Below are 23,025 nucleotides of genomic sequence, written 5' to 3'. Positions count from 1 at the left end.
CTCCTTGAATCGCCTTGGCCCCCCGACCGGCGCCCATTGTGCCAAGCGCGCATGTTGCCCGCGCGGGCGAGGCGCCGGGCAAACGTCGGCGGGCACGAGGAACGAGGCGTGGCAACGGTTGATGCCTACACTCGTCGAGATGAGCGCCGACACGACTGCCGACCGACCCGCAGACGGTGCGGGCATGCGCCCGGTGCGTCGACGTGGTCGGCGGACGGTGATCGCCGCGGCGCTGGTCGTGATCGTCGCCGCGGGCGTCGGTCTCGTCGCGTGGCGGGCCGTACCCGAACGGTGGTTGCCCTGGGACACCGCCGAGTTTCCGCAGATCGACGCCGCGGAACTCACGCCGGCCCAGCGACGCGTCGTCGAGGCGGTGCGCCACGAACACACCGCTCAGCGTCCCGGGACGTTCTACTCCGAGGGCGTCGACGAACCGTGGTGCGCGAACTTCGTGAGCTGGATCATGCGGGCGGCGGGCAGTCCGCTGGTCAACCCCCACTCCGGTCACTGGCGCATCCCCGGGGTGTACACGCTGCAGGAGTTTTACGAGGCCGCGGGCCGGTTCGACGCCGTCGGCGGTCAACCGCCCCGGGTGGGCGACGTCGTGCTCTACGACCGGTCGTCGGGATTCGGACAGCACACCAACATCGTCGTCGCGGTCGATGGTGAGTCCGCCGTCACCGTGGGCGGCAACGAGATGGGCCGCATCCGGGTGCATTCGCTGGACTGGCGCTCCGACGGCGGTGTCGTCGGGTTCGGTCGTGCGTTGCCGGGGTGACGATGGCAGACTTCACCGGGTTCCCGGAGGCCGCCCTCGACTTCTACGACGATCTGGAGATCGACAACTCCAAGGTGTTCTGGGAGGCCCACAAGGACACCTACCGTGCCGCGGTAGCCGAACCCATGCGCGCCCTGACCGACGCGCTGGCCGACGAGTTCGGCCCGGCCAAGATCTTCCGACCCCACCGCGATGTCCGGTTCTCGAAGGACAAAGCGCCGTACAAGACCCATCAGGGCGCGTTCGTCGCCGTGGCCCCGGCCACCGGGTACTACGTGCAGATCGGCGCGCCGGGTGTTCGCGTCGGCGCGGGCTTCTACGAGGCCACCCCGGCTCGGCTCGTCGAGATTCGGAAGTCGATCGACCACGACCGCAGCGGACCCGAGCTCGAGAGCCTGCTCCGGCGGCTCACGGGGGACGGCTGGGAGGTCGCCGGGGACCGGCTGAAGACCGCACCTCGCGGGTACGACGTCGCCCACCCGCGAATCGAACTGCTCCGCCACCGATCGCTGTCGGTGGGTCGGGACTACGGATTCGACGAGATCATCCATTCCGCAGAACTCGTCGATCGGGTGCGGCGGGACTGGCGGGCGACGGTCCCGCTCGTCGAATGGATCGCGGCCCGCACCGGTAGCTGAGAGCCCGCACCGACCGGTTCGCGCGCCACATGGAAACGATCAGACGGCGACTTCGACGGTTGGCGCGCGCGTGCAACGGGAGGCGGGTGATACTGGTCGCCGACCGCGTCCGAGATCCGAGGACGATCACAGGCACCCGGGTGGACCTCCGATGACGATCCGAGTTTGTGACCCCGATGCCCGAGGAGCACCGATGACCGACACCGTCCACTACGGGCACATCTTCCATCTCGCCGGCAGTCCCGCGATCACCGAGGCGGTGGACGCGCTGGTATCGATACCCGGCGGAGCTCTGGTGGTCGGCGACGACGGCACGATCAAGTTCGCCGGCCAGAGATCCGAGCTCCCTTCCGAATTCGCGAGCGCGGAGGCACACGAGCACCCGAGCGGGTATCTCATCCCGGGCTTCGTCGACACCCACATCCACTTCCCGCAGACCTACGCCGGCGACTCCTACGGCGGCGGGCAACTGCTCGAATGGCTCAATCTGTGCATCTTCCCGTCCGAATCCAAGTTCGCCGACCCCGAATTCGCCCAGGCCGCCGCGGTCGAGTTCACCAGGCGACGGGTCGCCGCGGGTACGACGGCGATGATGGTGTTCGGTTCCGCCTTCCCCCACGCCCAGGATTCCCTGTTCACCGAGACCCAGAAGGCCGGGCTGCGTATCGTGGCCGGCCGCGGCATCCAGACCGTCGGCGGTGACACCGCCAAGCCGCTGCTGACCTCGGAGGAGGAGGCGATCCGCCTCACCCGGGCCGAGATCGACAAGTGGCATGCCGCCGACACCGGCGACTACCGGACCGCGTTGCTGCACGTCGCGATCGTGCCGCGGTTCTCGCTGTCGGTGACCACCGAGACGCTGAAGAACCTCGGCGACCTGTACGACGAATACCGCGAGCAGGGCGTCTACGTCCACAGCCACCTCAACGAGAACAACCGTCCCGGCACCGGAGAGGTGGACACCACCAAGGAGGTCTACCAGGTCGACTCCTACCTCGACACCTATGACGGGAAGTTCCTGCCCGGATCGCAGGTCGGCGGCAAGAGCCTGCTCGGTCCGCGGACCATCCTCGCGCACTGCGTGCACTGCCAGGACGCCGAACTCACGCGCATGGCCGAGACCGGTACCTCGATCTCGCATTGTCCGGTGTCTCAGTTGTTCCTCGGATCCGGCACGATGCCGTGGAAGCGCACCGTGGCGGCGGGTGTGAACATCTCCGCCGGAACCGATTTCGGCGGCGGCGACGAATGGCTCGTCCCGCGCGTACTCGGAGATGCCTTCAAACAGCACATCACCGAGCCCGGAGACGCCGGGGTGTCGATGCACCCGGCCGAGATGCTGTTCATCGGGACCGTCGGCGGGGCCCGGGCACTCGACATGGAGAACCGTTTCGGCAACTTCGATGAGGGCAAGGAAGCCGACTTCCTGGTCATCGAACCCGTGGACGCCCTGAAGTCGACGTTGGAGAACGCCGTCCGGTCCGACGATGCCGATCTCGCCCGCGACCAGACCCTGTTCGGCCTGCTGATGGGCCTGCGCGAGTCGTCCATCGCCGAGGTCTACGTCCAGGGGCGTCGGGTCACCGTCTGACCGGCAGCCCATGAGTCGGCGACCCGAGGACACGACGATCGTCACCACCCACGACGCCACAGGCACCGCGATCATCGCGGTGTCGGTCTTCCACGCCGGCGAAACCGCCGATTTCGCGGAGTGGGCCGCGACGCTCGCCGCGTCGGCCACCGACTCCGACGGCTGTCTGGGTGTCGCGATCTCGGCGGTGACCGACGGACATTTCGATCCGGCGGTCGCCACCACCTTCGTCGACGAGGACGCCCTGGACCGTTGGCTCGACAGCTCGGGTCACCGCGCGGCGCTCGATGCCGGACGAGCGCACGGTTGGCTACCGGCGACGCCCGTGCTCGAACTCGTCGACGGGCGGTCGCCGCCGCCCGGTGTCGGCGCGTTCCGGCACGACATCGTCGCCGGATCGGTGCCCGAATTCATTGCGGCACAACACGTGCTGACCGACGCAGCGAGCGAGTTCGGCGGTTACGAGGGCACCGCGCTGTTCGTCGACGCGCAACAGGAGACATCGCTGTCGGTGTTGCGGTTCCGCACGGACCGCCAGCTGGCGGCCTGGGTCTCGTCGAGCCGACGCAGCGAAGCGCTCACCGGGCTGCGTTCGAGCCTGACCCATGATTTCGAGACGATGGCCAGCACGACGGCCTTCGGCACCACGGTGCGCACCGATCGCGGCCGGATTCTGCAGACACCGAATTGGAAGTCGGCGATGATGGTGCTGCTGGTCCTGTACCCGACCGTGATGACCCTCTCCAGGTTCCTCGGCCCGACACTCGATCGTCTCGGTGCGGAGCCGTGGCTGGCACTGTGGCTGAGCCAGGTGGTCAGCGTCTCGCTCATGCAGTGGTGGCTGATGCCATGGGCCTCACGCCCGTTCCGGCGGTGGCTCGATCCGGTCGACGGAAGCAACTGGCGGAGCAACATCGCGGGAGCGGCTACGGTCCTGCTCCTCTACCTCCTGTGTCTGACGGTGTTCGCCAACGTGACGTGGCTCCAGTTCTGGGACTACGCCGACGCCTGATCTCGGCTCACCCCACGATCCCGTCGACGTACAGCCAGCGGCCGTTCGCTCGGAGGAAGCGACTGCGCTCGTGCAGCGATCCACGCTCCGCACCTCGCCGATAGTGGGCCGTGAACGTGACCTCTCCCTCGACCTCGAACAGTGAACCGCCACTACTCGACTCGATGTCGAGGCGGTACCAACGCATCGACTCGTCCAGATCGAGTGCGGCGGGGCGGGTGTCGGGATGCCAGCTCGCGAGCAGATGATTCCGATCGCCGAGCGCGAAAGCGGTGAAACGCGAACGCATCAACGTCTCTGCGGTCGGCGCGGTCCGCTCACCGGCGAGAACGGGACCGCAGCAGTCGCCGAGCGACGAGCCGGACGTGCACGGGCATCTCTCGGGGACGTCCCGCATTTCCGAACCGCGTTTCACCCCTCGATCGTAGGGTAGACAGGAGTGGCGGCCCGCCCGGGCGGCGGACCCACCGCGGACTATGCCCAGATGTTCTCACGATTGGAGCGATTACCTTGTCGGACAATGTGTATCGAGTCATCGAAGTGGTCGGATCGTCATCGACCGGCACCGACGACGCCATTCGTAACGCGATCGCTCGTGCCTCGCAGACCGTCAAGCATCTCGATTGGTTCGAGGTCACCGAGACCCGCGGCCACATCGAGGAAGGTCAGATCGCGCACTTCCAGGTCACGCTGAAGATCGGTTTCACGCTCGAGTCCTCTGCCGACGCGGCACAGTGACCCGCGACCTCACCGCCGTGAGTTCGCGGCGGTGAGGAACGCACCGATCTCGGCCCCGACGGTGCGAGGAGACGCCCGCGTTCGGCATGCGCCCGGTCGGGTCCGAACCTAGACTTCGGGGGATCATGACGCGCACTCAGCTCCTCCCCGGCCGGTCGATCCGATGAAGTACACACAGACGATCGCCGGCACCACCTATGGGTTCGACGGCCTCGTCGAACTCATGGCGAAGGCCACCCCACGCCGATCCGGCGATGAACTGGCCGGTTGCGCCGCCGACTCCGACGCCGAACGTGCCGCGGCCGCATGGCAACTCGCCGATGTGCCACTGAGCCGATTTCTCGACGAACCGCTGGTGCCGTACGAGTCCGACGAGGTGACCCGACTGATCGTCGACACCCATGACCGGACCGCGTTCGCCGAGATCGCCGACCTGACCGTCGGCGGGTTCCGGGACTGGCTGCTGGGGATCGCCACCCGATCCGATGCCGGTGAACGTCTCGCCCGCGTCGGCCCCGGACTGACCCCCGAGATGGTGGCCGCCGCGTCGAAGATCATGAGGAACCAGGACCTGATCCTGGTGGCGGCGGCGACCAGGGTGACGTCCGCCTTTCGCACGACCATCGGACTGCCCGGCCGGATCGCGACGCGCCTACAGCCCAATCACCCCACCGACGACCCACGCGGCATCGCCGCGGCGACCCTCGACGGCCTGCTCATGGGCTGCGGCGACGCGGTCATCGGGATCAACCCGGCGTCGGATTCGCCGCGGGCGACCGCCGACCTGCTCCACATGCTCGATGACATCCGGCAGCGTTTCGAGATCCCGATGCAGTCGTGCGTGCTGTCGCACGTGACGACCACGGTCGACCTCATCGAGCAGGGGGTGCCGGTCGATCTCGTGTTCCAGTCGATCGCGGGCACCGAGGGCGCCAACAAGGGGTTCGGCGTGACCCTGGACATCTTGCGCGAGGCCGACGAGGCGGGACGGTCGCTGCGCCGCGGAACCGTCGGCGACAACGTGATGTACCTGGAGACCGGTCAGGGATCGGCGCTCTCGGCCGGTGCGCATCTCGGCACCGGCGGCAAGCCGGTCGACCAGCAGACCCTGGAGACGCGGGCCTACGCGGTGGCGCGGATGCTGAAACCGTTGTTGATCAACACCGTCGTCGGCTTCATCGGACCCGAATATCTCTACGACGGGAAACAGATCATCCGCGCGGGACTCGAAGATCACTTCTGCGGCAAGCTGCTCGGGCTCCCGATGGGTGTCGACGTCTGCTACACCAATCACGCCGAGGCCGACCAGGACGACATGGACACGCTGCTCACCCTGCTCGGCGTCGCCGGCGCCGCGTTCGTCATCGCCGTGCCCGGGGCGGACGACGTGATGCTCGGTTATCAGAGCCTGTCGTTTCACGACGCCCTCTATGTCCGTGAGGCACTCGGACTGCGGCCCGCGCCGGAGTTCGAATCCTGGCTGGCGCGACTCGGCATGACCGACGGCGCCGGTCGCATCCTGCCGGTCGATCCGGGCGAATCCCCACTCCTGCCACTGGCGTCCGGGCGATGACGCCGAGCCAGCCCGCACCCGCGGATGACCGATCGACCCCCGACCCCTGGACCGAGCTGCGCCGGAGCACACAGGCCCGGATCGGACTCGGACGCGCGGGCAATTCGCTTCCGTCGCAACGGGTCCTCGAGTTCCAGTCCGCCCACGCAGTCGCCCGCGACGCCGTCCACGAGCCGCTCGACGTCGAGGATCTCACGCGCGCGATCGGCGAACTCGACCTCGATCCCCCGATCGTGGTCCGGAGTCGCGCGGCAACGCGCAGCGAGTACCTGCGCCGACCCGACCTCGGCCGGCTACCCGAAGATCTCTCGCAGCTCCCGCACGCCGACGCCGAGATCGGGATCGTGCTGGCCGACGGACTGTCACCGCGGGCCCTCACCGATCACGGCGGCGGCCTGGTCGCGGCACTGTTACGTCAATTCGACGGCCGGTACTCGATCGCGCCGCCGGTCATCGCGACCGAGGCCCGCGTCGCCCTCGGTGATCACATCGGCGAGGCGCTCGGCGTCAGCACGCTCATCGTGATCATCGGCGAGCGTCCCGGCCTCTCGGTCGCCGACAGCCTGGGCGTCTATCTCACCCACCTCCCCCGGCCGGGACGCGCCGACTCCGACCGGAACTGCATCTCGAACATCCACCCGCCCGACGGTCTGCACTACGACGTCGCCGCACGGACGACTGCCGCGCTCATCGACGGCGCCCGGAAACTCGGACGATCCGGTGTCGCACTGAAGGACATGTCGCGCACGGACGCCCTCGCGCAGATCGACGACGCGGAGGCACTCCCGCACGAGTCGTGAGTGCGTTTCACTCCCTGAGGTGCGAGCGAAGCGAGCCTCCTTCTGCTCGCTGATCCGAAAGGACGACACAACCATTGCTCCCTGAGGTGCGAGGAGCGCAAGCGACGAGATGGTCCTATAGATTGTCAAGCGCTCCGAGGTCGGTGGTGAAGGCTTTGTAGAGTTCGCGGGCGACGTAGCGTTTGAGGCATCGGATGATTTCTTTCTTCGTTTTCTCGTTCTCGCGGCGGGCGAGATAGGCGCGGGTGGGGGCGTGGGATTTGATCCGTCCGACGACGATCATGTGCAACGCGCTGTTGGCGCCACGGTCACCGCCACGGTTGAGGCGGTGACGCACGGTCTTACCTGAGGAGGCCGGCAACGGCGCGACGCCGACGAGTTTGGCGAACGTCGCTTCGGTACGCATCCGCTGGGCGTTCTGCCCGATCGTGATCAGCAACCGCGCGGCAGTGATCGGACCGACCTGAGGGAGCGCCAGCACCGTCGGCACCAACGCCTTCAACAACGTCTTCAACTCGCGGGTCAGCGTGGTGACCTCCCGGTGGGTCTGCCGATACCGCCCGGCAATGGACTTCGCCGCGAACACGAACGCTGCACGCGGGTCGGTCAACGACGCCGGGGCCGTCCACGATTCGACCAGTGCGAGTCGCTGCGGGGTGGTGGTGCGGGTTTTGAGTTGGTCAGCGAATTCATCGGGTGCGGTGGTGCACAGATCACGTAGCTGGTCACCGAGTTGGGTGCGGTGATCGACCGCCATTCTCCTTGCCACATACAGCATTCGGATCGATTCGGTGACACCTGAGGTGTCTTTGGCGTGGCCGCTGGCCCGACCGGTGAGCACCGCCATCGCCGCGGCGTAGGCATCGAGTTGATCGGACTTGCCGTGGGCTCGCCGCGCCCGCACATCCGGGGCGTTGATCTCGATCACCTCGACACCGTTCGCGGTCAATTCCCGGGCTAGTCCGGCACCGTAGGAGGCACTGGATTCGACCCCGGCCTGCTCGAGGCGGCCGTGGGTGCGGGCCCACTCCAGCAGCTGCCGGTAGCCGGCGGCGGTGGCCGAGAATTCCTGATCGGCCAACGGCTGGCCGAGGGTGTCGATGATCGCTGCGTGATGGGTTTGTTGGTGGGTGTCGACTCCGAGTACGACCACTTGCATATCCACTGCGGTCTCGGTCATTCTGGCGATGTCTCCTTCACTGCGGTGTTGGATGACCTCGCCGGGGCGGGTGGACACGACAGTGAGGAGTCACGGGCTCACGCCCGAACACGGCCCTTATTAGGTCACACCCGCCCAGGCCTCTCCAAGGTCGTTTGCGGCGGTGATCACCGGCGGAATGAGGTCGACAGATCTCGTCCATGACACAAGGTCAGCCACGAAGCAGGTCAGACCTCACCCCCGACGATCACCACACCCATTCTCACTGCCACGAAGGGTTTGACGACGCATCTCACCAAGACCCTTCGTGACGGCCTCCGCAAGCTCCGGCCTCCTCAGGGAGCAGTAATTGGGCCCGCTCCGAGCACAACGAGTTCGTTCCAGTCCACGACGGCCGCCAGGTGCAGCTACTGAGGTGCGAGCGAAGCGAGCCTCGAAGGACTCCATACGTGTCTCACCCGGCCCTTCGTGGCTCGTCGCTAACGCTCCTCGCACCTCAGCGACCAGTTGGGTCTGTGCTTCTTTCGGATCAGGGAGCGGAGGGGTCAGGTCCCGAGGATCTTCGCCTTCTGTGCGGCGAACTCGGCCTCGGTGAGGATGCCCTGCTGGTACAGGGCTCCGAGCTCCTTCAGCGCCGAGATGGTGTCCGTCGGAGTCGATGCGGGCGCCTGCTGCTGAGGCGGCGGGGCGTACTGGGGTTGTGCGTACTGTTGTTGTGCCCGTGGGTCCTGGGCAGCGGCACCCTGCTGAGCCCATCGGCTCGCCTGGCGTCGGGACACCCGGTTGCTCACCGCCGTCGCGGTGCCGGAGATGACGGCGGTGCGGGCGACGCCGCGGAGAAGTCCTGGCATGGTCTGTCCTTTCGGGGTTTCAGGTCGGTGGTCGCAGTGCGCTACGCGGTCGGAGCGGCCGGCGCCGCCTCGTCGGCCGCATCGAGTTGGGCGAGCAGTGCGTTCACCGGTATCCGGCCCGAAGCGACGAGCTGTCCGCCACCCTTTCGGACGGCCGTGGCGAACGGAGCAGCCCATGCGTTCTCCCAGACGAGGACGGCCGCGCTCGACCCCGGATCGATCACCGTGGCCGCCTCCGCGAGGTCGGAGTCGTCGAGCAGGGAGGTCGCCGCGCCGTCGAAGATCGCGAAATCAGCGCCGAGCGAGTTGATCTCGAGCCGGGCGACCGTACCGTCGGCGTCCTTGGTGATGAAGACGATGTCGATCAGTCGCACGATTCCGCGGTCGATCAGATCGATGAGATGTGGAAGTGCCTCACCGGTCGGCTGCTTGCCCGTCCACTCGACAACGATGTAGTCGATGGGTCCGAGTTCGCGGTCAGCTGTCTGGTCGACACCTGCTTGGTCGTCCAATTCCTTCTCCCTGTCTCGTGCCGTCGATGTGACCGTCTGGCAGCGGGCCCCGGTCACGACCTCAGATCCACCACCGAACGTCCCGGTTGCGCCTCGTACAGTTCGCCGATCTCACTGGCGTACTTGGTCGCAATCGGCTTGCGGCGCAACTTCATCGTGGGGGTGAGCTCGTCGCCGCCGGGATCCCAGGCGGTCGGCACGATGGTAAATCGTTTGACCTGCTCCACGCGGGACAGTGACCGATTTCCGGCACGGATTGCCACCGCCACCTCGTCCACCACGTCGGGGTGCGAGGACAACTCGGTCAGGTCGGCACCGGACAGGTCGAGTCGCTTGGCTCGCGCGGCCGCCGCATCCGGGTCGAGAACCACGAGCGCGGACACATAGGGCCGGCCGTCGCCGATCGCCGCGACCTGACCGATCAGCGACGACGCCGCCTTCATCGCGTTCTCGATGTTGGTGGGCGACATGTTCTTCCCGGACTCGTTGATCATCAGTTCCTTCTTGCGGTCGACGATGGTCACGTTGCCGTCACCGTCGATCGTCGCGATGTCACCGGTCGACAGCCAGCCGTCGGCATCGATCGTCTCGGCCGTCTTGTCGGGCTGTTTGCGGTAGCCGCGCATCACGACCGGTCCGCGGACGAGGAGCTCTCCGTCGTCGGCCAGTCTCACCTCCATGCCGCGGACCGGTTTGCCGACGGTGCCGATCCGGAGGTTGTCGCTGGTCGTCATCGTCGAAACGCCGGTGGTCTCCGACATCCCCCAGACCTCGAGAACCGGGATACCGAGTCCCAGGAAGAATTTCAGCACCTCCGGTGGGATCGCGGCCGCACCCGATCCGGCGAAGGAGACCTGGTCGAGGCCCAGTGCGGAGCGGACCTTGTGCAGCACCAGGCGGTCGGCGAGACCGTGTGTGAGACCGCCGGAGCCCTTGCCGTCGATCTGGGCCTGCGCCGCCGAGGCCCCGGCGCGGAACGCCCAGTCGGCGAGCGCCTTCTTGACCGGGCTGGACTCCTCGGCGAGCTTCGTCTCGATCCCCGCTCGGATCTTCTGCCACACCCGCGGCACCCCGAAGAAGAACGTCGGGTGCACGTCGGGAAGGGCCGCGGCGATCTCCCGGGGATCGGGCACCGTGGTGATCTGGATGCCGCGCATCATGTTCGCGGCGTGGGAGGAGACCCGGTCGGCGATGTGCGCTGCGGGTAGATACGAGATGGCACGGTCGTCGAAGCCCGCCTGAACGATCTCGGCGAGCGCCGTCATCTCGGCGACGATGTTGCGATGGGTGATCTCGACGCCCTTCGGCGGGCCGGTGGTGCCCGAGGTGTAGATCAGGGTCGCGAGGTCCTCGGGTTCCACCGCCTGCCATGCCGCGGTGAAGTCGAATCCGGCCGGCGGCGGGGACTGTTCGAGATCGGCCAGCGACAGCGCGCCCGTCGCGACGCCGTCGACGACGATCGTGGTGGACACCCCGGTCGCCGCGGCGGTGATCGCGGGCAGGAACACCTGCTCGGTGACGACGACGGAGTTCTCCGCGTTGCCGAAGAGGTACTCGATCTGTTGGGGCGAACTCGTGTTGTAGATCGAGAACGGAACCGCGCCGAGGTGCAGCGCCGCGGCGTCGACGAGGTGGAACTCGGGGCGGTTCGTCAGCATGATCCCGACGGTGTCGCCGCGCTTGACCCCCAGGGCCGCGAGCCCGCCGGCGATGGCTTCGACGCGCGCGGCGTACTCCGTCCACGTGATCTCCTGCAGCCCACCGACCGTACGGATGGCGACGGCGTCGGGCCGTACGGTGACCGTCTGCTGGAACGCGGCGGGCAGCGTCGCCACTGCGACACCGGTCTGATGGGGGAAGGTGATGGTCTCTGCAGCGGTCATGACAGTCCTCGACTGGCCGAAGTGATGTGTTGCACGTCACATTAGCCAGTTCGGGCGCGCGTCACGGCCGGTTCCGGTGAATGGTGAACTGTTGACAAAAACCCCAGATCAGGACCGTTTGTCGAGCGAAGGACGCTCGGTCAGCGACTCGAGATTCCAGGCGCCGCCACCGGTCAGTTCAAGCAGGTCGGTGTGATGCTGGTCGGTGGTGCTGCGGTGACTCACCGACACCAGGATCGTCTCCGGCAGCTCCGTGCGGACGAGCGAGTACAGCGAGTACTCCAGCCCCTCGTCCACAGCCGAGGTCGCCTCGTCCATGAACACGGCCTGCGGCCGGGTCAACAGGATGCGCGCGAAGGCGATGCGCTGCTGCTCGCCCGGGGAGAGCACCTTGACCCAGTCCTCCTCGTCGTGGAGCCGGTCTGCCAGATGCGGGAGGAAGACCTTCTCGAGCGCCGCCTTGATGGCCTCGTCACCGACGTCGTCGGGCAGTGCCGGGTAGGCGACCGCCGTGCGCAGATCCCCCAGCGGGATGTAGGGCATCTGCGACAGGAACAGCGTGTGCTCCCCCGGCGGCCGGGTGAACTCGCCGTCGATGAAGGGCCACAGTCCGGCGAGGCCGCGGAGCAGTGTCGTCTTGCCCGAGCCCGACCGCCCTTTGACGACGAGAGCGGCCCCGGGTGCCAGGGACAGGTTGAGCGCGCTGATGAGTTCGTCGCCGCTCGGGGTCTTCACGTCGACGTCCGACAGAGCAACGGCGCGTTCGCGATCCACGGTCGTGACCTGGGCCATGGTCCGCGACCGTGCATCGGCGTCGGCGAGACCGTCGAGACGGATGATCGACGCGCGCAGAGCGGTGAAATCGTCGTAGGCGTTCCGGAAGAACGAGAGAGCGTCGTGCATCTCGCCGAAGGCGGACGCCGTCTGAGTCATGTCACCGAGCTTGATCTGACCGTCGAAGAACCGCGGTGCCTGCACGAGAAGTGGGAACACCACCGCGAGCTGCGACGCGCTGAAGTTCCATCCGACGAACGCCAGCTGCACATGGATGATCTGCCAGAAGTTCTTCACGACCGCACGGAATCTGGTCATGAGGTTGTTGTGTTCGACGCGCTCGCCGCTGTAGAAGGCGACGTTCTCCGCGCTGTCACGGACGCGGACGAGTGCGTAGCGGAAGTTCGCGGTGAGGCGTTCGCGCCAGAAGTTCAGTCGGATCAGCGGGCGTCCGATGGCGAACGCGACCACGCTGGCGACGAGAACGTAGACCAGGACCAGCCACATCATCATGCGCGGGATCTCGACCCCGAACAGCGTGACCGGCCCGGACAGGTCCCAGAGCACGACCGAGAACGACACGATGGACGCACACGCCGGGAGCACACCGTTCGTCGAGACCCCACCGCCGCCCCAGAACAACGACGAGCCGACGGTGGCGATGTTGGTGATGTCGGCCTCGATACGCTGGTCCGGGTTGTCGACGCCGGGGTGGATGTCGACGGCCCGTCGCTGCGGATCCGACTTAGCGCGCCCGAATCGTCTGCGCCGCAACAGTCCAGCGCTGAGGTCGACGAATCGGTTGCGGTAGAAGGCACGGCCGGACATCCAGTCGCCCGTCGCCCCTTCGGTCAGCCAGTAGCGGAGCCGGATCTCGAAAGCCGCACCGACATAGATCTCGACCATGGTGCGGACGACGTGAGTGGCGGCGAGGATGCCGAAGATCGTGATCGAATGCCAGAACGCGTCTTTGCCGATCTGGAGCATCTCCGCTCCCTGTGGCCCGCCCGTCGCGATGCCCTCGGCCGCGGTTTGCAGGGACGTGTACAGGTCGTTGCTCCAGTAGCTGAACAGGACGCTCAGCCGCACACCGAGCAACGACAGCAGGGTGAGGACGACGACCAGCGCCCACGCCCAGACCCGGGTTCTCGGGTCGGTGAAGAACCCCCCGATCACCCGCCACAGCGGGCCGCCCCACCGGCTGAATCGCGACAGCAGGTACCCGATCACCAAGATGGCCACGGCCGAGATCGCGAACGCGATGGCCAACCACTTCAGACTGGCCCACACCTCGTTGCCCCAGTCGATGCTGTACTCCACGCACACTCCTCGCGTCGGATGGCCCGGCGGCGGGCATCACGGTCGACAAACCCCGGTCGATCGCAGCGATGGCCCCGCCACCACGGGTCCGGGCCTCAACGATGATCCGGCGCAGTTTAACCCGGCGTTCACCCGGTGTCCGGGCAACCGCGTCGACGGAGCGCCGACCGGTCGCCGGGAGCGCGGAATGTCGGTTTTGCCGAGCGGTTCTGGTGACGTCAGCCCAGCGGGCGCAGCACCGCACCCTGCTGGAGCGCCGCGGTCGAGACCGACTCCGAGAAGCGACCGTCGGCATCGCCGACGCTGACGAGATAGCCCGCGTCGGTGTACTCCACGCCGCTCACCTCGAAGGTGAGTTGGCACCCGTCGTCGCCGCGGAGGAACACCGACAGCGTGGTGGTCGCCACCTCGCCGCCGGCCGCGTCGTAGAGAACGACCGGTGCGCCGCGGGCCAACGTGCCGCCGTCTGGGAGCGCGGCGTTCTCGGTCAGACAATCCGCAACGACCCCGCCCTTGGCGGTGAACGTCGGGGTGGTCAGCAGGCCGGCGACGACCGCGACACCCACGATGACCGCGAAGACGATCAACGCGACTGCGGACGCGACGATGACCGGGACCCGCGTGCGCCGCTGCCATGTCCGGCGCGGCAGCGGCGGGCCGGGGTCCAGCCACATCTCGGGTGCGGGGCCGTACCCCGGGGTCATCGACCCGCCCGTGCCGCGATCCATGAGCTCCCCCTGCAGACCCGTGCGGTCACTTCTTGGGCGGGAAGTACTTGATGAGCGCTTCTTGCACGACCGACGTCGCGAGAGTGCCGTCGCGCATCCAGAACCGGCCCGATCCCATCCCGCGTGACCCGGTGGCGACCGGCGACCGGGTGGCGTACAGCAGCCAGTCGTCGAACCGGAACTCGCGGTGGAACCACATCGAGTGATTGACAGTCGCGGCGAACAACCGGTCCATGCCCCAAGAGAGGCCGTGGGTGGTGATGATCGAGTCCAGCACCGTGGTGTCGGAGGCGTAACACATTGCGGCGACGTGCATCACGGGGTCGTCGGGCATCGTGCCGTCGGCCTTCATCCACACCCGGTTGTCGGTCAGCTTCTCCCCCGCCTCCTTCGCCTTCCAGCTCGGATCGTTCGCGAAACGGATGTCGATGGGGTGCAACGCATTCACGAAGGCCGCGATACGGTCCTCGTAACCCTTGAAATGCTCACCGAGAGTGGGCAGTTCCTCCGGATAGGGCACCTGGGGGATCTCCACTGCGTGCTCGAGCCCAGAAGTGTTGTCCTGGAACGCGACCAGCATCGTGAAGATCTCTTCGCCGTCCTGCTTGGCCGTCACCTGACGATTGGCGAACGACCTGCCGTCGCGGAACCGGTCGACGTGGTACTCCAACGGTTTGGTGACATCGCCACCACGGATGAAGTGCGCGTGCAGCGCGTGGATCGGCGGGTTGCCCCGACTCAGGCTCCGGGCCGCCGCGACGACCCCCTGGCCGAGCAGCTGACCGCCGAACGTCCGGGCGGTGACCTGCTCGGGATGGTGCCCGATGAACAGGTCGTCACCCTGACGTTCGACGTCGAGCAACGCGAGTAGCTTGCCGAGATCCCCGGCCTGGTCCACGGTCATGCCTCACACCCTAGAACCCGGACGCGGCTGCGTCGCGCACCGGCCCGAGCAGGAGCGGACGCGGTCAGTGGTCCTGCTCGCCGATCCGGTGCACGTGGATCAGGTTGGTCGAACCCACCGTCCCGGGCGGGGCCCCGGCCACGATCACCACGACGTCACCCTCGCTGAGTCGGCCGATACGCAGCAGCTGATGGTCGACCTGGTCGATCATGTGGTCGGTCGTGTCGACGTGGTCGACGATGAACGTCTCGGTTCCCCAGCTCAGCGCGAGCTGGCTGCGGACAGCCTGGGTCGGCGTGAACGCCAGCAACGGGAGGCGCGAGTGCAGACGGGCCAGTCGACGCACGGTGTCCCCGGACTGGGTGAACGCGACCAGCGCCTTCACCTCGAGGCGCTCGCCGATGTCGCGCGCCGCGTAGGAGATGACACCGCGCTTGGTACGCGGCACGTGGGACAGCGGCGGCACGTCACGGGGGCCGGTCTCGACCGCCCGACAGATCCGGTCCATGGTCCGCACCGTCTCGAGCGGGTACTTGCCCACCGACGTCTCGCCGGACAGCATGACCGCGTCGGCACCGTCGAGGACCGCGTTGGCCACGTCGGAGGCCTCGGCCCGGGTCGGGCGCGAGTTCTCGATCATCGAGTCGAGCATCTGCGTCGCCACGATCACCGGCTTCGCGTTCTCACGGGCCATCTGGATGGCCCGCTTCTGCACCAGCGGCACTTCCTCGAGCGGCAGTTCGACGCCCAGGTCGCCACGGGCGACCATGATCGCGTCGAAGGCCAGCACGATGGCCTCGAGGTTCTCGATCGCCTCGGGCTTCTCGAGCTTCGCGATGACCGGCACCCGGCGGCCGACGCGGTCCATCACCTCGTGGACCAGTTCGATGTCGGAGGGGCTGCGCACGAAGGAGAGCGCCACCATGTCCACGCCCAGTTCGAGGGCGAATTCCAGGTCGGCGATGTCTTTCTCCGACATCGCCGGCACCGAGACACTCATCCCGGGCAGCGACAGCCCTTTGTTGTTGCTGACCGGGCCGCCCTCGGTCACGGTGCAGAGGACGTCGTTGCCCTCGACCGCGGACACGGCGAGGCCGACCTTGCCGTCGTCGACGAGCAGGCGGTCGCCGGGGCTGGCGTCCTCGGCGAGCTGCTTGTAGGTGGTCGAGACGCGGTCGTGGTCGCCCACGACGTCGTCGACGGTGATGCGCACCTGCTCGCCGGTCGCCCAGACGGTCGAGCCGTCACAACCGTCGAAACGGCCGAGCCGGATCTTGGGGCCCTGTAGGTCGGCGAGGACGCCGACGGCTTTCTCCGTGGTGTCCGAGGCCTTGCGGACGCGCGCATAGACGGCCGCATGGTCCTCATGCGTGCCGTGGCTGAAGTTCATCCGGGCCACGTCCATGCCGCTTTCGACGAGCTCTTTCAGTCGCTCGTCGCTCGCGGTGGCGGGGCCCAGGGTGCAGACGATTTTGGTTCGGCGTGTCACAAGAACACCTTAGTCCCGTCCATGGTCCATCTCCATGTCGCCGACGACATGTCACCGGCCCGCCACCGGCTGTTACCGCTGGTGGCGAGCCGCTACCGCCGAGTATGAAATTTACTTAACTTGTTGCGGCCGCGTGTGTTCGACCGAGCCCGTTGGGTGGCGGCGAGGGCCTGCTCAGCGCACCGACAGGGGCAGGGACGCCGGACGGACCGGAGACGGGAGGTCGGACTCGCCGACCAGGAACTCGTCGACCGCACGCGCGGTCGAGCGACCTTCCGCGATCGCCCACACCACGAGCGACGCGCCGCGGTGGGCGTCACCGCAGACGAACACGCCCGGGGCGTCGGTCTGCCAGTCGCTCCCGCAGGAGATGACGCCGCGCCGGTTCGGCTCGATCTCGAGATCGGCGAGCAGCGCCCCACCCCGTACCCCGGCGAACCCGATCGCGAACAGGGCCAGCTCGCAGGGGATCTCGAATTCCTCACTCACCGGCGTGATCTCGCGGCGCCCGTCGGCATCGCGCGTCACCTCCACCTCGGCGAGCACCATCGTCGTGACGTTGCCGTCCTCGTCACCCTCGAATCGCTGAACCGCAACCTGGTGCAGCCGTTCGCCGCCCTCGTCGTGTGCGCTCGAGGTCCGCATGATCAACGGCCATGTCGGCCACGGCGACCGTTCGTCGTCGCGCTGCCCGGGCAGTTCCGGGTTGTAGTCGAGTTGCACGACCGAGGCCGCGCCCTGACGGTGCGCCGTACCCAGGCAGTCGGCTCCCGTGTCACCACCGCCGATGATCACGACGTGCTTGCCCGCGGCGGTGATGGGTGACGGCCCGTCGCCCTCGCACTCCTTGTTGGCGGGCACGAGATGCTCCATGGCGAGGTGGATGCCGTTCAGCTCCCGCCCCGGCACCGGGTTGTCGCGTGCCTCCATCGCACCGATGGCCAGGACCACCGCGTCGTGGTTCGCGCGTAGATCAGCCACGGACAGGTCGGCCCCCACGTCGCAGTTGGTGACGAAGGTCGTTCCCTCCGCCCGCATCTGCGCGATACGTCGGTCGATGTCGGACTTCTGCAGCTTGTACTCCGGGATGCCGTAGCGGAGCAAACCGCCGAGACGGTCGTCGCGCTCGTAGACGGTGACGTCGTGACCAGCCCGGGTGAGCTGTTGTGCCGCAGCCAGTCCCGCGGGTCCGGAGCCGACGACCCCGACCGACTTGCCGGTCGTGGACTCGGGCGGCTCGGGCCCGATGATGCCTTCGGCCCACGACTCGTAGGCGATGGTCTTCTCGATGCGCTTGATCGTCACGCTGCCGCCGGTCGCCGGTTCGGAGATCGACAGCACGCAGGCGGACTCGCACGGCGCCGGGCACACCATCCCGGTGAACTCCGGGAAGTTGTTGGTCGCGTGCAGCCTGCTGCTCGCGGCATCCCACCGGCCGCGCCGGACGAGGTCGTTCCACTCCGGGATGAGATTGCCCAGTGGGCAACCCGCGGTTCCGGAGTGACAGAACGGGATACCGCAGTCCATACACCGGCGGGCCTGTCCGCTGACCTCGTCGAGGACCTTGATCGGATTGTCGGCGTGTTCGTAGACGTCGTCCCAGTCCTGGACGCGTTCGGCGACCGGACGGTACTTCGCCTCTTTCTTCGGGACCTCCAGGAACCCGCGCGGGTCAGCCACGTGCCGCCTCCATGATCGCTGAATCGACGTCGCGCCCTTCGGCTTCGGCCATCCGGGCCGCGTCGAGGACACGCTTGTAATCGGTGGGCATCACCTTGGTGAACGCCAGGCAGCGTCGAGGCCAGTCGGCCAGTATCGATGCGCCGATCGCGGAACCGGTCAGTTCCGTGTGCGTGGCGATGGTGTGCTTGAGCCAGGCGAGGTCTTCCGGGTCGGGACGCAGGAGTTCGACCATGGCCATGTTGACCTTCGCGGGATCGAGGTCGTGGACGAACGCGATACCACCCGACATGCCGGCCGCGAGATTGCGTCCCGTTGGTCCGAGGACGACCACCCGGCCACCGGTCATGTACTCGCAGGCGTGGTCGCCCACTCCTTCGACGACCGCCGTCGCACCCGAGTTGCGTACCGAGAAGCGTTCGCCCACTCGGCCTCTGAGGTACACCTCGCCGGAGGTCGCCCCGTAGAGGATCGTGTTGCCGGCGATCACCTGGTCCTCGGCGACGAACAGCGAGTCGGGATTCGGCGTGACGACGATCTTGCCGCCGCACAATCCCTTTCCGACGTAGTCGTTGGTGTCACCGGTCAACCGGATCGTCACTCCCGGCGGCAGGAAGGCCCCGAGCGATTGCCCGGCCGAGCCCTCGAGCCTGACCGTGATCGTGTCGTCGGCGAGGCCGTCGGCCCCGTACCGCCGGGTCACCTCCGAGCCGAGCAGGGTGCCGACCGTCCGGTTCACGTTGCGCACCGGCAACTCCAGGGTCACCGGGTGTGCGTCCTCGAGTGCACCCTCGGCGAGCTGGATCAGCGTCTGGTCCAGCGCGCGCTCGAGGCCGTGTTCCTGGCCCCGCACCCGACGACTCGGTCCCTTGTCCTCGACCTTGCGGAAGATCGGGCTGAGGTCGAGCCCCTTGGACTTCCAGTGCGCGACCGCCGCGTCGGTGTGCAGACGCTGCGACTGCCCGATGGCGTCGTCGAGCGTGCGATAACCCAACTGCGCCAGATACTTCCGGACGTCCTCGGCGATGAAGCGGAAGAAGTTGACCAGGTGGTCGACCTGACCGGTGAAGCGGGACCGCAACAGCGGATTCTGGGTGGCGACGCCGACCGGGCACGTGTCGAGGTGACAAACGCGCATCATGATGCACCCGGCGACGATCAGCGGCGCGGTGGAGAACCCGTATTCCTCGGCGCCGAGCAAGGCCGCGGTGATGACATCGCGCCCGGTGCGCAGCGCCCCGTCGCACTGCACCGTGATGCGGTCGCGCAGGCCGTTCAACATCAGCGTCTGCTGGGCGTCGGCGAGGCCGATCTCCCACGGCGTGCCGGCGTGTTTGAGCGAGGTCAGCGGCGACGCGCCGGTGCCGCCGTCGTGCCCGGAGATGAGGACGACGTCGGCGTGCGCCTTCGACACCCCGGTCGCGACCGTCCCCACGCCGACCGCACTGACCAGCTTCACATGGATGCGTGCCTGCGAATTCGCGTTCTTCAGGTCGTGGATCAACTGGGCGAGATCCTCGATCGAGTAGATGTCGTGGTGCGGCGGCGGCGAGATCAGCGCGACACCCGGCGTCGAATGCCGGGTCTTCGCGATCCACGGATACACCTTGTAGGCCGGGAGCTGGCCGCCCTCACCGGGTTTGGCACCCTGCGCCATCTTGATCTGGATGTCGGTGGCGTTGATGAGGTAGTCGCTGGTCACGCCGAACCGGCCCGACGCGACCTGCTTGACCGCGCTGCGGCGTTCCGGATCGTAGAGACGCTCGACGTCCTCGCCGCCCTCCCCCGAGTTCGACCGGCCGCCGATCCGGTTCATGGCCATCGCGATGGTCTCGTGGGCCTCCGCGGAGATCGATCCGTAACTCATCGCGCCGGTGTTGAAGCGCTTCATGATGTCCTCGACCGGCTCCACCTCGTCGAGCGGGATCGGTTCGCGCGCATCGAGATCGAAGTCGAACAGTCCGCGCAGGGTGCCACCCTCACGCGAGAGCCGGTCGACCTCGTCGGAGTACTTCTGGAAGATCTCGGCCCGGCCGGTCTTGGTGGCGTGCTGCAGCAGGAAGATGGTCTCGGGCGAGAACAGGTGCAATTCGCCCTCGCGGCGGTACTGGTACTCGCCGCCGACCTCGAGTCGACGGTAGACCTGTTCGGTGGGGTTCTCCGGGAAGGCCCGGTGGTGGCGGATGCGCACCTCCTCGGCCAGTTCGTCGAGTCCGACGCCCTCGATCCGCGACACCGTCCGGGTGAAGTACTCGCGCACCACCTCCGACGACAATCCCACGGCCTCGAAAGCCTGTGCGGCGGTGTAGGAGCTGATGGTCGAGATACCCATCTTGCTCATCACCTTCAGCACACCCTTGCCCAGCGCCTCCAGATAGTTGCCGATCGCCTTGGCCCGGGTCACCCCGGTCAGCTCACCCTCGGCGATCAGATCCTCGATGGTCTCGAGCGCCAGGTAGGGATTGACCGCGGCCGCGCCGAATCCGATCAGGGTCGCGATGTGGTGGACCTCGCGGGCATCGCCGGACTCCACGACGAGGGCGACCCGCGTCCGCTCCTTGGTGCGGACCAGGTGGTGGTGCACCGCCGAGGTGGCCAGCAGCGACGGGATGGGCGCGTGCTCGGCGTCGGTGAGCCGGTCGGAGATCACCAGCGTCGTGTGCCCCTCGGCGATCGCCTGACTGGCCCGCAGCCGGAGGTCCTCGAGCGCCGCGGCGAGACCCGCACCGCCCTCGGACACCTCGTAGAGCGCCCGCAGCACCTTCGCCGACAGACCAGGATTGTCACCGTCGTCGTTGATGTGGACGAGCTTGGCCAGCTCGGCATTGTCCAGCACCGGCCAGTGCACCATGATCTGGCGGCACGACGCCGCGGTCGGCCGCAGCAGGTTCTGCTCCGGACCCATCACGCGACTCATCGACGTGACGATCTCCTCGCGGATCGCATCCAGCGGCGGATTCGTGACCTGGGCGAACAGCTCGACGAAGTAGTCGTAGAGCAGCCGCGAACGCTGCGACAGCACGGCGACCGGGGTGTCGGTGCCCATCGATCCGAGGGGTTCGTAGCCCGACGCCGCCATCGGGGTCAGGAGTACGCGCAGATCCTCCTCGGTGTAACCGAAGGAGATCTGCCGGCGGACGACGGTGTCGTGGTTGGGCTGGAAGACCGGCCGGTCCGGGAGCGTGGCGATGTCGAGCAACCCGGCGTGGAGCCACTCGTCGTACGCCTCGGCGTTCATGAGCTCGCCCTTGAGTTCCTCGTCCGGGATGATCCGGCCCTGCTCGGTGTCGACGAGGAACATGCGGCCGGGTTCGAGCCGGCCCTTGCTGATCACGTCGTCGACCGGGACGTCGAGCACACCGGACTCGGAGGCGAGGATGACCCGGCCGTCGCGGGTCTGCCACCACCGGCCCGGGCGCAGTCCGTTGCGGTCGAGGACCGCGCCGACGACCGTGCCGTCGGTGAACGTGACGCACGCGGGACCGTCCCAGGCCTCCATGAGCGAGGAGTTGAACTGCAGGAACGCCCGACGACGGGGATCCATGTCGGGCACGTTCTCCCACGCCTCGGGCACCATCATCATCACCGCGTGGTGGACGTCCCGACCGCCGAGGTGCAGGAGTTCGAGGACCTCGTCGAGCGACGCCGAGTCGGAGGCCTCGGGCGTGCAGATCGGGAATGCGCGCTTGAGATCGCCGGGGATGAGGTCGGTCTCGAGGAGCGCCTCGCGGGCACGCATCCGGTTCCGGTTGCCGCGCACGGTGTTGATCTCGCCGTTGTGCGCCACGAACCGGAAGGGGTGCGCGAGCGGCCACGACGGGAAGGTGTTGGTGGAGAACCGGGAGTGGACGATGGCGATCGCGCTGAGGCAGCGGTCATCTCGCAGATCCTCGTAGTACAGCGGGAGCTGCATCGTGGTGAGCATGCCCTTGTAGACCATCGTTCGACTCGACAGCGATGGGAAGTACAGCCCGGTGCCGGCTTCGTCGATCTCCGGTGTCACCCGTTCGGCCTGCTTGCGGAACGGGTAGATGAAGCGGTCGAGCGCGAGCCCGGCGATGCGGTCGGCGCCGGGCGCCGGGTCGACGGTGACGAACAGCTGCATCATGTACGGCATGCATGCGACGGCCGTCCCGCCGACGTCGGCGTGTTCGTGGTCGACGGGGAGGTCCCGCCAGCCGAGCACGGTGATGCCCTCGTCGGCGGCGAGGGCCTCGACCCGCTCGATCGCCGCGCGGCGCAGGTCGGGGTCCATGGGCAGGAAGCACGTTCCCGCGGCGTAGCTGTTCGACCCGTCCGCGGCGGGCTCGGGTAGGTCGAAGTCGACGGTGTCGCGCAGCAACTCGTCGGGGAGTTGGATCAGGATTCCCGCGCCGTCACCGCTGTTGGTCTCCGCCCCGGCCGCACCTCGATGTTCGAGGTTCTCCAGCGCCAGCAACCCGTCGGCGACGATCGAATGCGAACGGCGACCGTGGATGTCGGTGACCATGGCCACACCACACGAATCGACCTCGGCCTCCGGGTCGTACAGACCCTGCTTGGCCGGCAGCGCAGAAAACAGCATCACTACCTCCACTCGAACCGAGAACCGGCTC

The 23,025-nt window shown here is 67.5% G+C and carries 18 protein-coding genes; 7 read left to right on the top strand and 11 right to left on the bottom strand.

From position 1 onward, the window contains the following. Positions 1-184: 184 nt before the first annotated feature. From FFS52_RS00900 to FFS52_RS00885, 4 genes are all read left to right on the top strand, one after another. On the top strand, positions 185-778 hold the full coding sequence (locus tag FFS52_RS00900; RefSeq protein WP_349291564.1) for a CHAP domain-containing protein: 594 nt from the start codon (positions 185-187) through the stop codon (positions 776-778). Between the two features lie 2 nt (positions 779-780). Then, the gene (locus FFS52_RS00895) at positions 781-1,416 is read left to right on the top strand and encodes a DUF2461 domain-containing protein (protein ID WP_137808517.1); all 636 of its coding nucleotides are present in this window, start codon (positions 781-783) and stop codon (positions 1,414-1,416) included. 193 nt (positions 1,417-1,609) lie between these two features. Beyond that, on the top strand, positions 1,610-3,007 hold the full coding sequence (locus FFS52_RS00890) for an amidohydrolase family protein (RefSeq protein WP_137808516.1): 1,398 nt from the start codon (positions 1,610-1,612) through the stop codon (positions 3,005-3,007). 79 nt (positions 3,008-3,086) lie between these two features. Further along, complete coding sequence (locus tag FFS52_RS00885) at positions 3,087-4,019, top strand: antibiotic biosynthesis monooxygenase (protein ID WP_137808548.1); 933 nt, start codon at positions 3,087-3,089, stop codon at positions 4,017-4,019. Between the two features lie 7 nt (positions 4,020-4,026). Here FFS52_RS00885 and FFS52_RS00880 read toward each other — a convergent pair whose 3' ends face one another. Further along, positions 4,027-4,416, bottom strand: a complete 390-nt coding sequence (locus tag FFS52_RS00880) for a YchJ family metal-binding protein (RefSeq protein WP_068971953.1) — start codon at positions 4,414-4,416, stop codon at positions 4,027-4,029. A 113-nt stretch (positions 4,417-4,529) separates the two neighbouring features. Between FFS52_RS00880 and FFS52_RS00875 the strand changes: the two genes are divergently transcribed. The 3 genes from FFS52_RS00875 to eutC all read left to right on the top strand — a co-directional run bounded on the left by FFS52_RS00875 (position 4,530) and on the right by eutC (position 7,130). Beyond that, on the top strand, positions 4,530-4,757 hold the full coding sequence (locus tag FFS52_RS00875) for a dodecin (RefSeq protein WP_065632361.1): 228 nt from the start codon (positions 4,530-4,532) through the stop codon (positions 4,755-4,757). Positions 4,758-4,920: 163 nt separating this feature from the next. Further along, positions 4,921-6,330, top strand: coding sequence for an ethanolamine ammonia-lyase subunit EutB (locus FFS52_RS00870; protein ID WP_137808515.1), 1,410 nt, complete (start codon positions 4,921-4,923; stop codon positions 6,328-6,330). Next, complete coding sequence (eutC, locus tag FFS52_RS00865; RefSeq protein WP_137808514.1) at positions 6,327-7,130, top strand: ethanolamine ammonia-lyase subunit EutC; 804 nt, start codon at positions 6,327-6,329, stop codon at positions 7,128-7,130. The genes FFS52_RS00870 and eutC overlap by 4 nt, the downstream gene beginning before the upstream one ends. A 115-nt stretch (positions 7,131-7,245) precedes the next feature. On the opposite strand, the gene FFS52_RS00860 is transcribed toward eutC, so the two are convergent. The 10 genes from FFS52_RS00860 to gltB form a co-directional block, all read right to left on the bottom strand. Beyond that, positions 7,246-8,310, bottom strand: coding sequence for an IS110 family transposase (locus FFS52_RS00860; protein ID WP_065632406.1), 1,065 nt, complete (start codon positions 8,308-8,310; stop codon positions 7,246-7,248). A gap of 524 nt (positions 8,311-8,834) precedes the next feature. Continuing rightward, positions 8,835-9,140 carry an SHOCT domain-containing protein gene (locus FFS52_RS00855; RefSeq protein ID WP_065632358.1) on the bottom strand — a complete coding sequence of 102 codons (306 nt, stop codon included), beginning with the start codon at positions 9,138-9,140 and terminating at the stop codon, positions 8,835-8,837. A gap of 41 nt (positions 9,141-9,181) precedes the next feature. Continuing rightward, positions 9,182-9,652 (bottom strand): DUF6325 family protein, encoded by a 471-nt coding sequence (locus tag FFS52_RS00850; protein ID WP_065632357.1) that lies wholly within the window; start codon positions 9,650-9,652, stop codon positions 9,182-9,184. A 53-nt stretch (positions 9,653-9,705) separates the two neighbouring features. Continuing rightward, complete coding sequence (locus FFS52_RS00845; RefSeq protein ID WP_137808513.1) at positions 9,706-11,535, bottom strand: long-chain fatty acid--CoA ligase; 1,830 nt, start codon at positions 11,533-11,535, stop codon at positions 9,706-9,708. A 108-nt stretch (positions 11,536-11,643) separates the two neighbouring features. Then, on the bottom strand, positions 11,644-13,629 hold the full coding sequence (locus FFS52_RS00840) for an ABC transporter ATP-binding protein/permease (protein ID WP_137808512.1): 1,986 nt from the start codon (positions 13,627-13,629) through the stop codon (positions 11,644-11,646). A 218-nt stretch (positions 13,630-13,847) separates the two neighbouring features. Then, entirely contained in the window at positions 13,848-14,357 is a 510-nt protein-coding gene (locus FFS52_RS00835) for a hypothetical protein (protein WP_247449477.1), read from the bottom strand. 25 nt (positions 14,358-14,382) lie between these two features. After that, entirely contained in the window at positions 14,383-15,261 is an 879-nt protein-coding gene (locus tag FFS52_RS00830; protein WP_065632354.1) for an acyl-CoA thioesterase II, read from the bottom strand. Between the two features lie 64 nt (positions 15,262-15,325). Next, entirely contained in the window at positions 15,326-16,750 is a 1,425-nt protein-coding gene (gene pyk, locus FFS52_RS00825; protein ID WP_137808511.1) for a pyruvate kinase, read from the bottom strand. A 174-nt stretch (positions 16,751-16,924) separates the two neighbouring features. Then, positions 16,925-18,430, bottom strand: coding sequence for a glutamate synthase subunit beta (locus tag FFS52_RS00820; RefSeq protein WP_137808510.1), 1,506 nt, complete (start codon positions 18,428-18,430; stop codon positions 16,925-16,927). Next, positions 18,423-22,994 (bottom strand): glutamate synthase large subunit, encoded by a 4,572-nt coding sequence (gene gltB, locus FFS52_RS00815; protein WP_137808509.1) that lies wholly within the window; start codon positions 22,992-22,994, stop codon positions 18,423-18,425. Before gltB ends, FFS52_RS00820 begins: the two co-directional genes overlap by 8 nt. Between the last annotated feature and the right edge of the window lie 31 nt (positions 22,995-23,025).

Origin of the sequence: Gordonia sp. ALPHA1B1, assembly GCF_005502615.1 — a bacterium.
GTDB classification, from domain to species: Bacteria; Actinomycetota; Actinomycetes; order Mycobacteriales; family Mycobacteriaceae; genus Gordonia; species Gordonia hongkongensis.
Note: the sequence above shows the minus strand (reverse complement) of the source record. Positions and strands in the feature narration are given on the sequence as shown.

Excerpts from the sequence above, each read along its gene's own strand:
- FFS52_RS00900 (WP_349291564.1), top strand. The coding sequence starts at position 185 with ATGCGCCCGGTGCGTCGACGTGGTCGGCGGACGGTGATCGCCGCGGCG.
- FFS52_RS00895 (WP_137808517.1), top strand. The coding sequence starts at position 781 with ATGGCAGACTTCACCGGGTTCCCGGAGGCCGCCCTCGACTTCTACGAC.
- FFS52_RS00890 (WP_137808516.1), top strand. The coding sequence starts at position 1,610 with ATGACCGACACCGTCCACTACGGGCACATCTTCCATCTCGCCGGCAGT.
- FFS52_RS00880 (WP_068971953.1), bottom strand. The coding sequence starts at position 4,416 with ATGCGGGACGTCCCCGAGAGATGCCCGTGCACGTCCGGCTCGTCGCTC.
- FFS52_RS00870 (WP_137808515.1), top strand. The coding sequence starts at position 4,921 with ATGAAGTACACACAGACGATCGCCGGCACCACCTATGGGTTCGACGGC.
- eutC (WP_137808514.1), top strand. The coding sequence starts at position 6,327 with ATGACGCCGAGCCAGCCCGCACCCGCGGATGACCGATCGACCCCCGAC.
- FFS52_RS00860 (WP_065632406.1), bottom strand. The coding sequence starts at position 8,310 with ATGACCGAGACCGCAGTGGATATGCAAGTGGTCGTACTCGGAGTCGAC.
- FFS52_RS00855 (WP_065632358.1), bottom strand. The coding sequence starts at position 9,140 with ATGCCAGGACTTCTCCGCGGCGTCGCCCGCACCGCCGTCATCTCCGGC.
- FFS52_RS00845 (WP_137808513.1), bottom strand. The coding sequence starts at position 11,535 with ATGACCGCTGCAGAGACCATCACCTTCCCCCATCAGACCGGTGTCGCA.
- FFS52_RS00835 (WP_247449477.1), bottom strand. The coding sequence starts at position 14,357 with ATGGATCGCGGCACGGGCGGGTCGATGACCCCGGGGTACGGCCCCGCA.
- FFS52_RS00830 (WP_065632354.1), bottom strand. The coding sequence starts at position 15,261 with ATGACCGTGGACCAGGCCGGGGATCTCGGCAAGCTACTCGCGTTGCTC.
- gltB (WP_137808509.1), bottom strand. The coding sequence starts at position 22,994 with ATGCTGTTTTCTGCGCTGCCGGCCAAGCAGGGTCTGTACGACCCGGAG.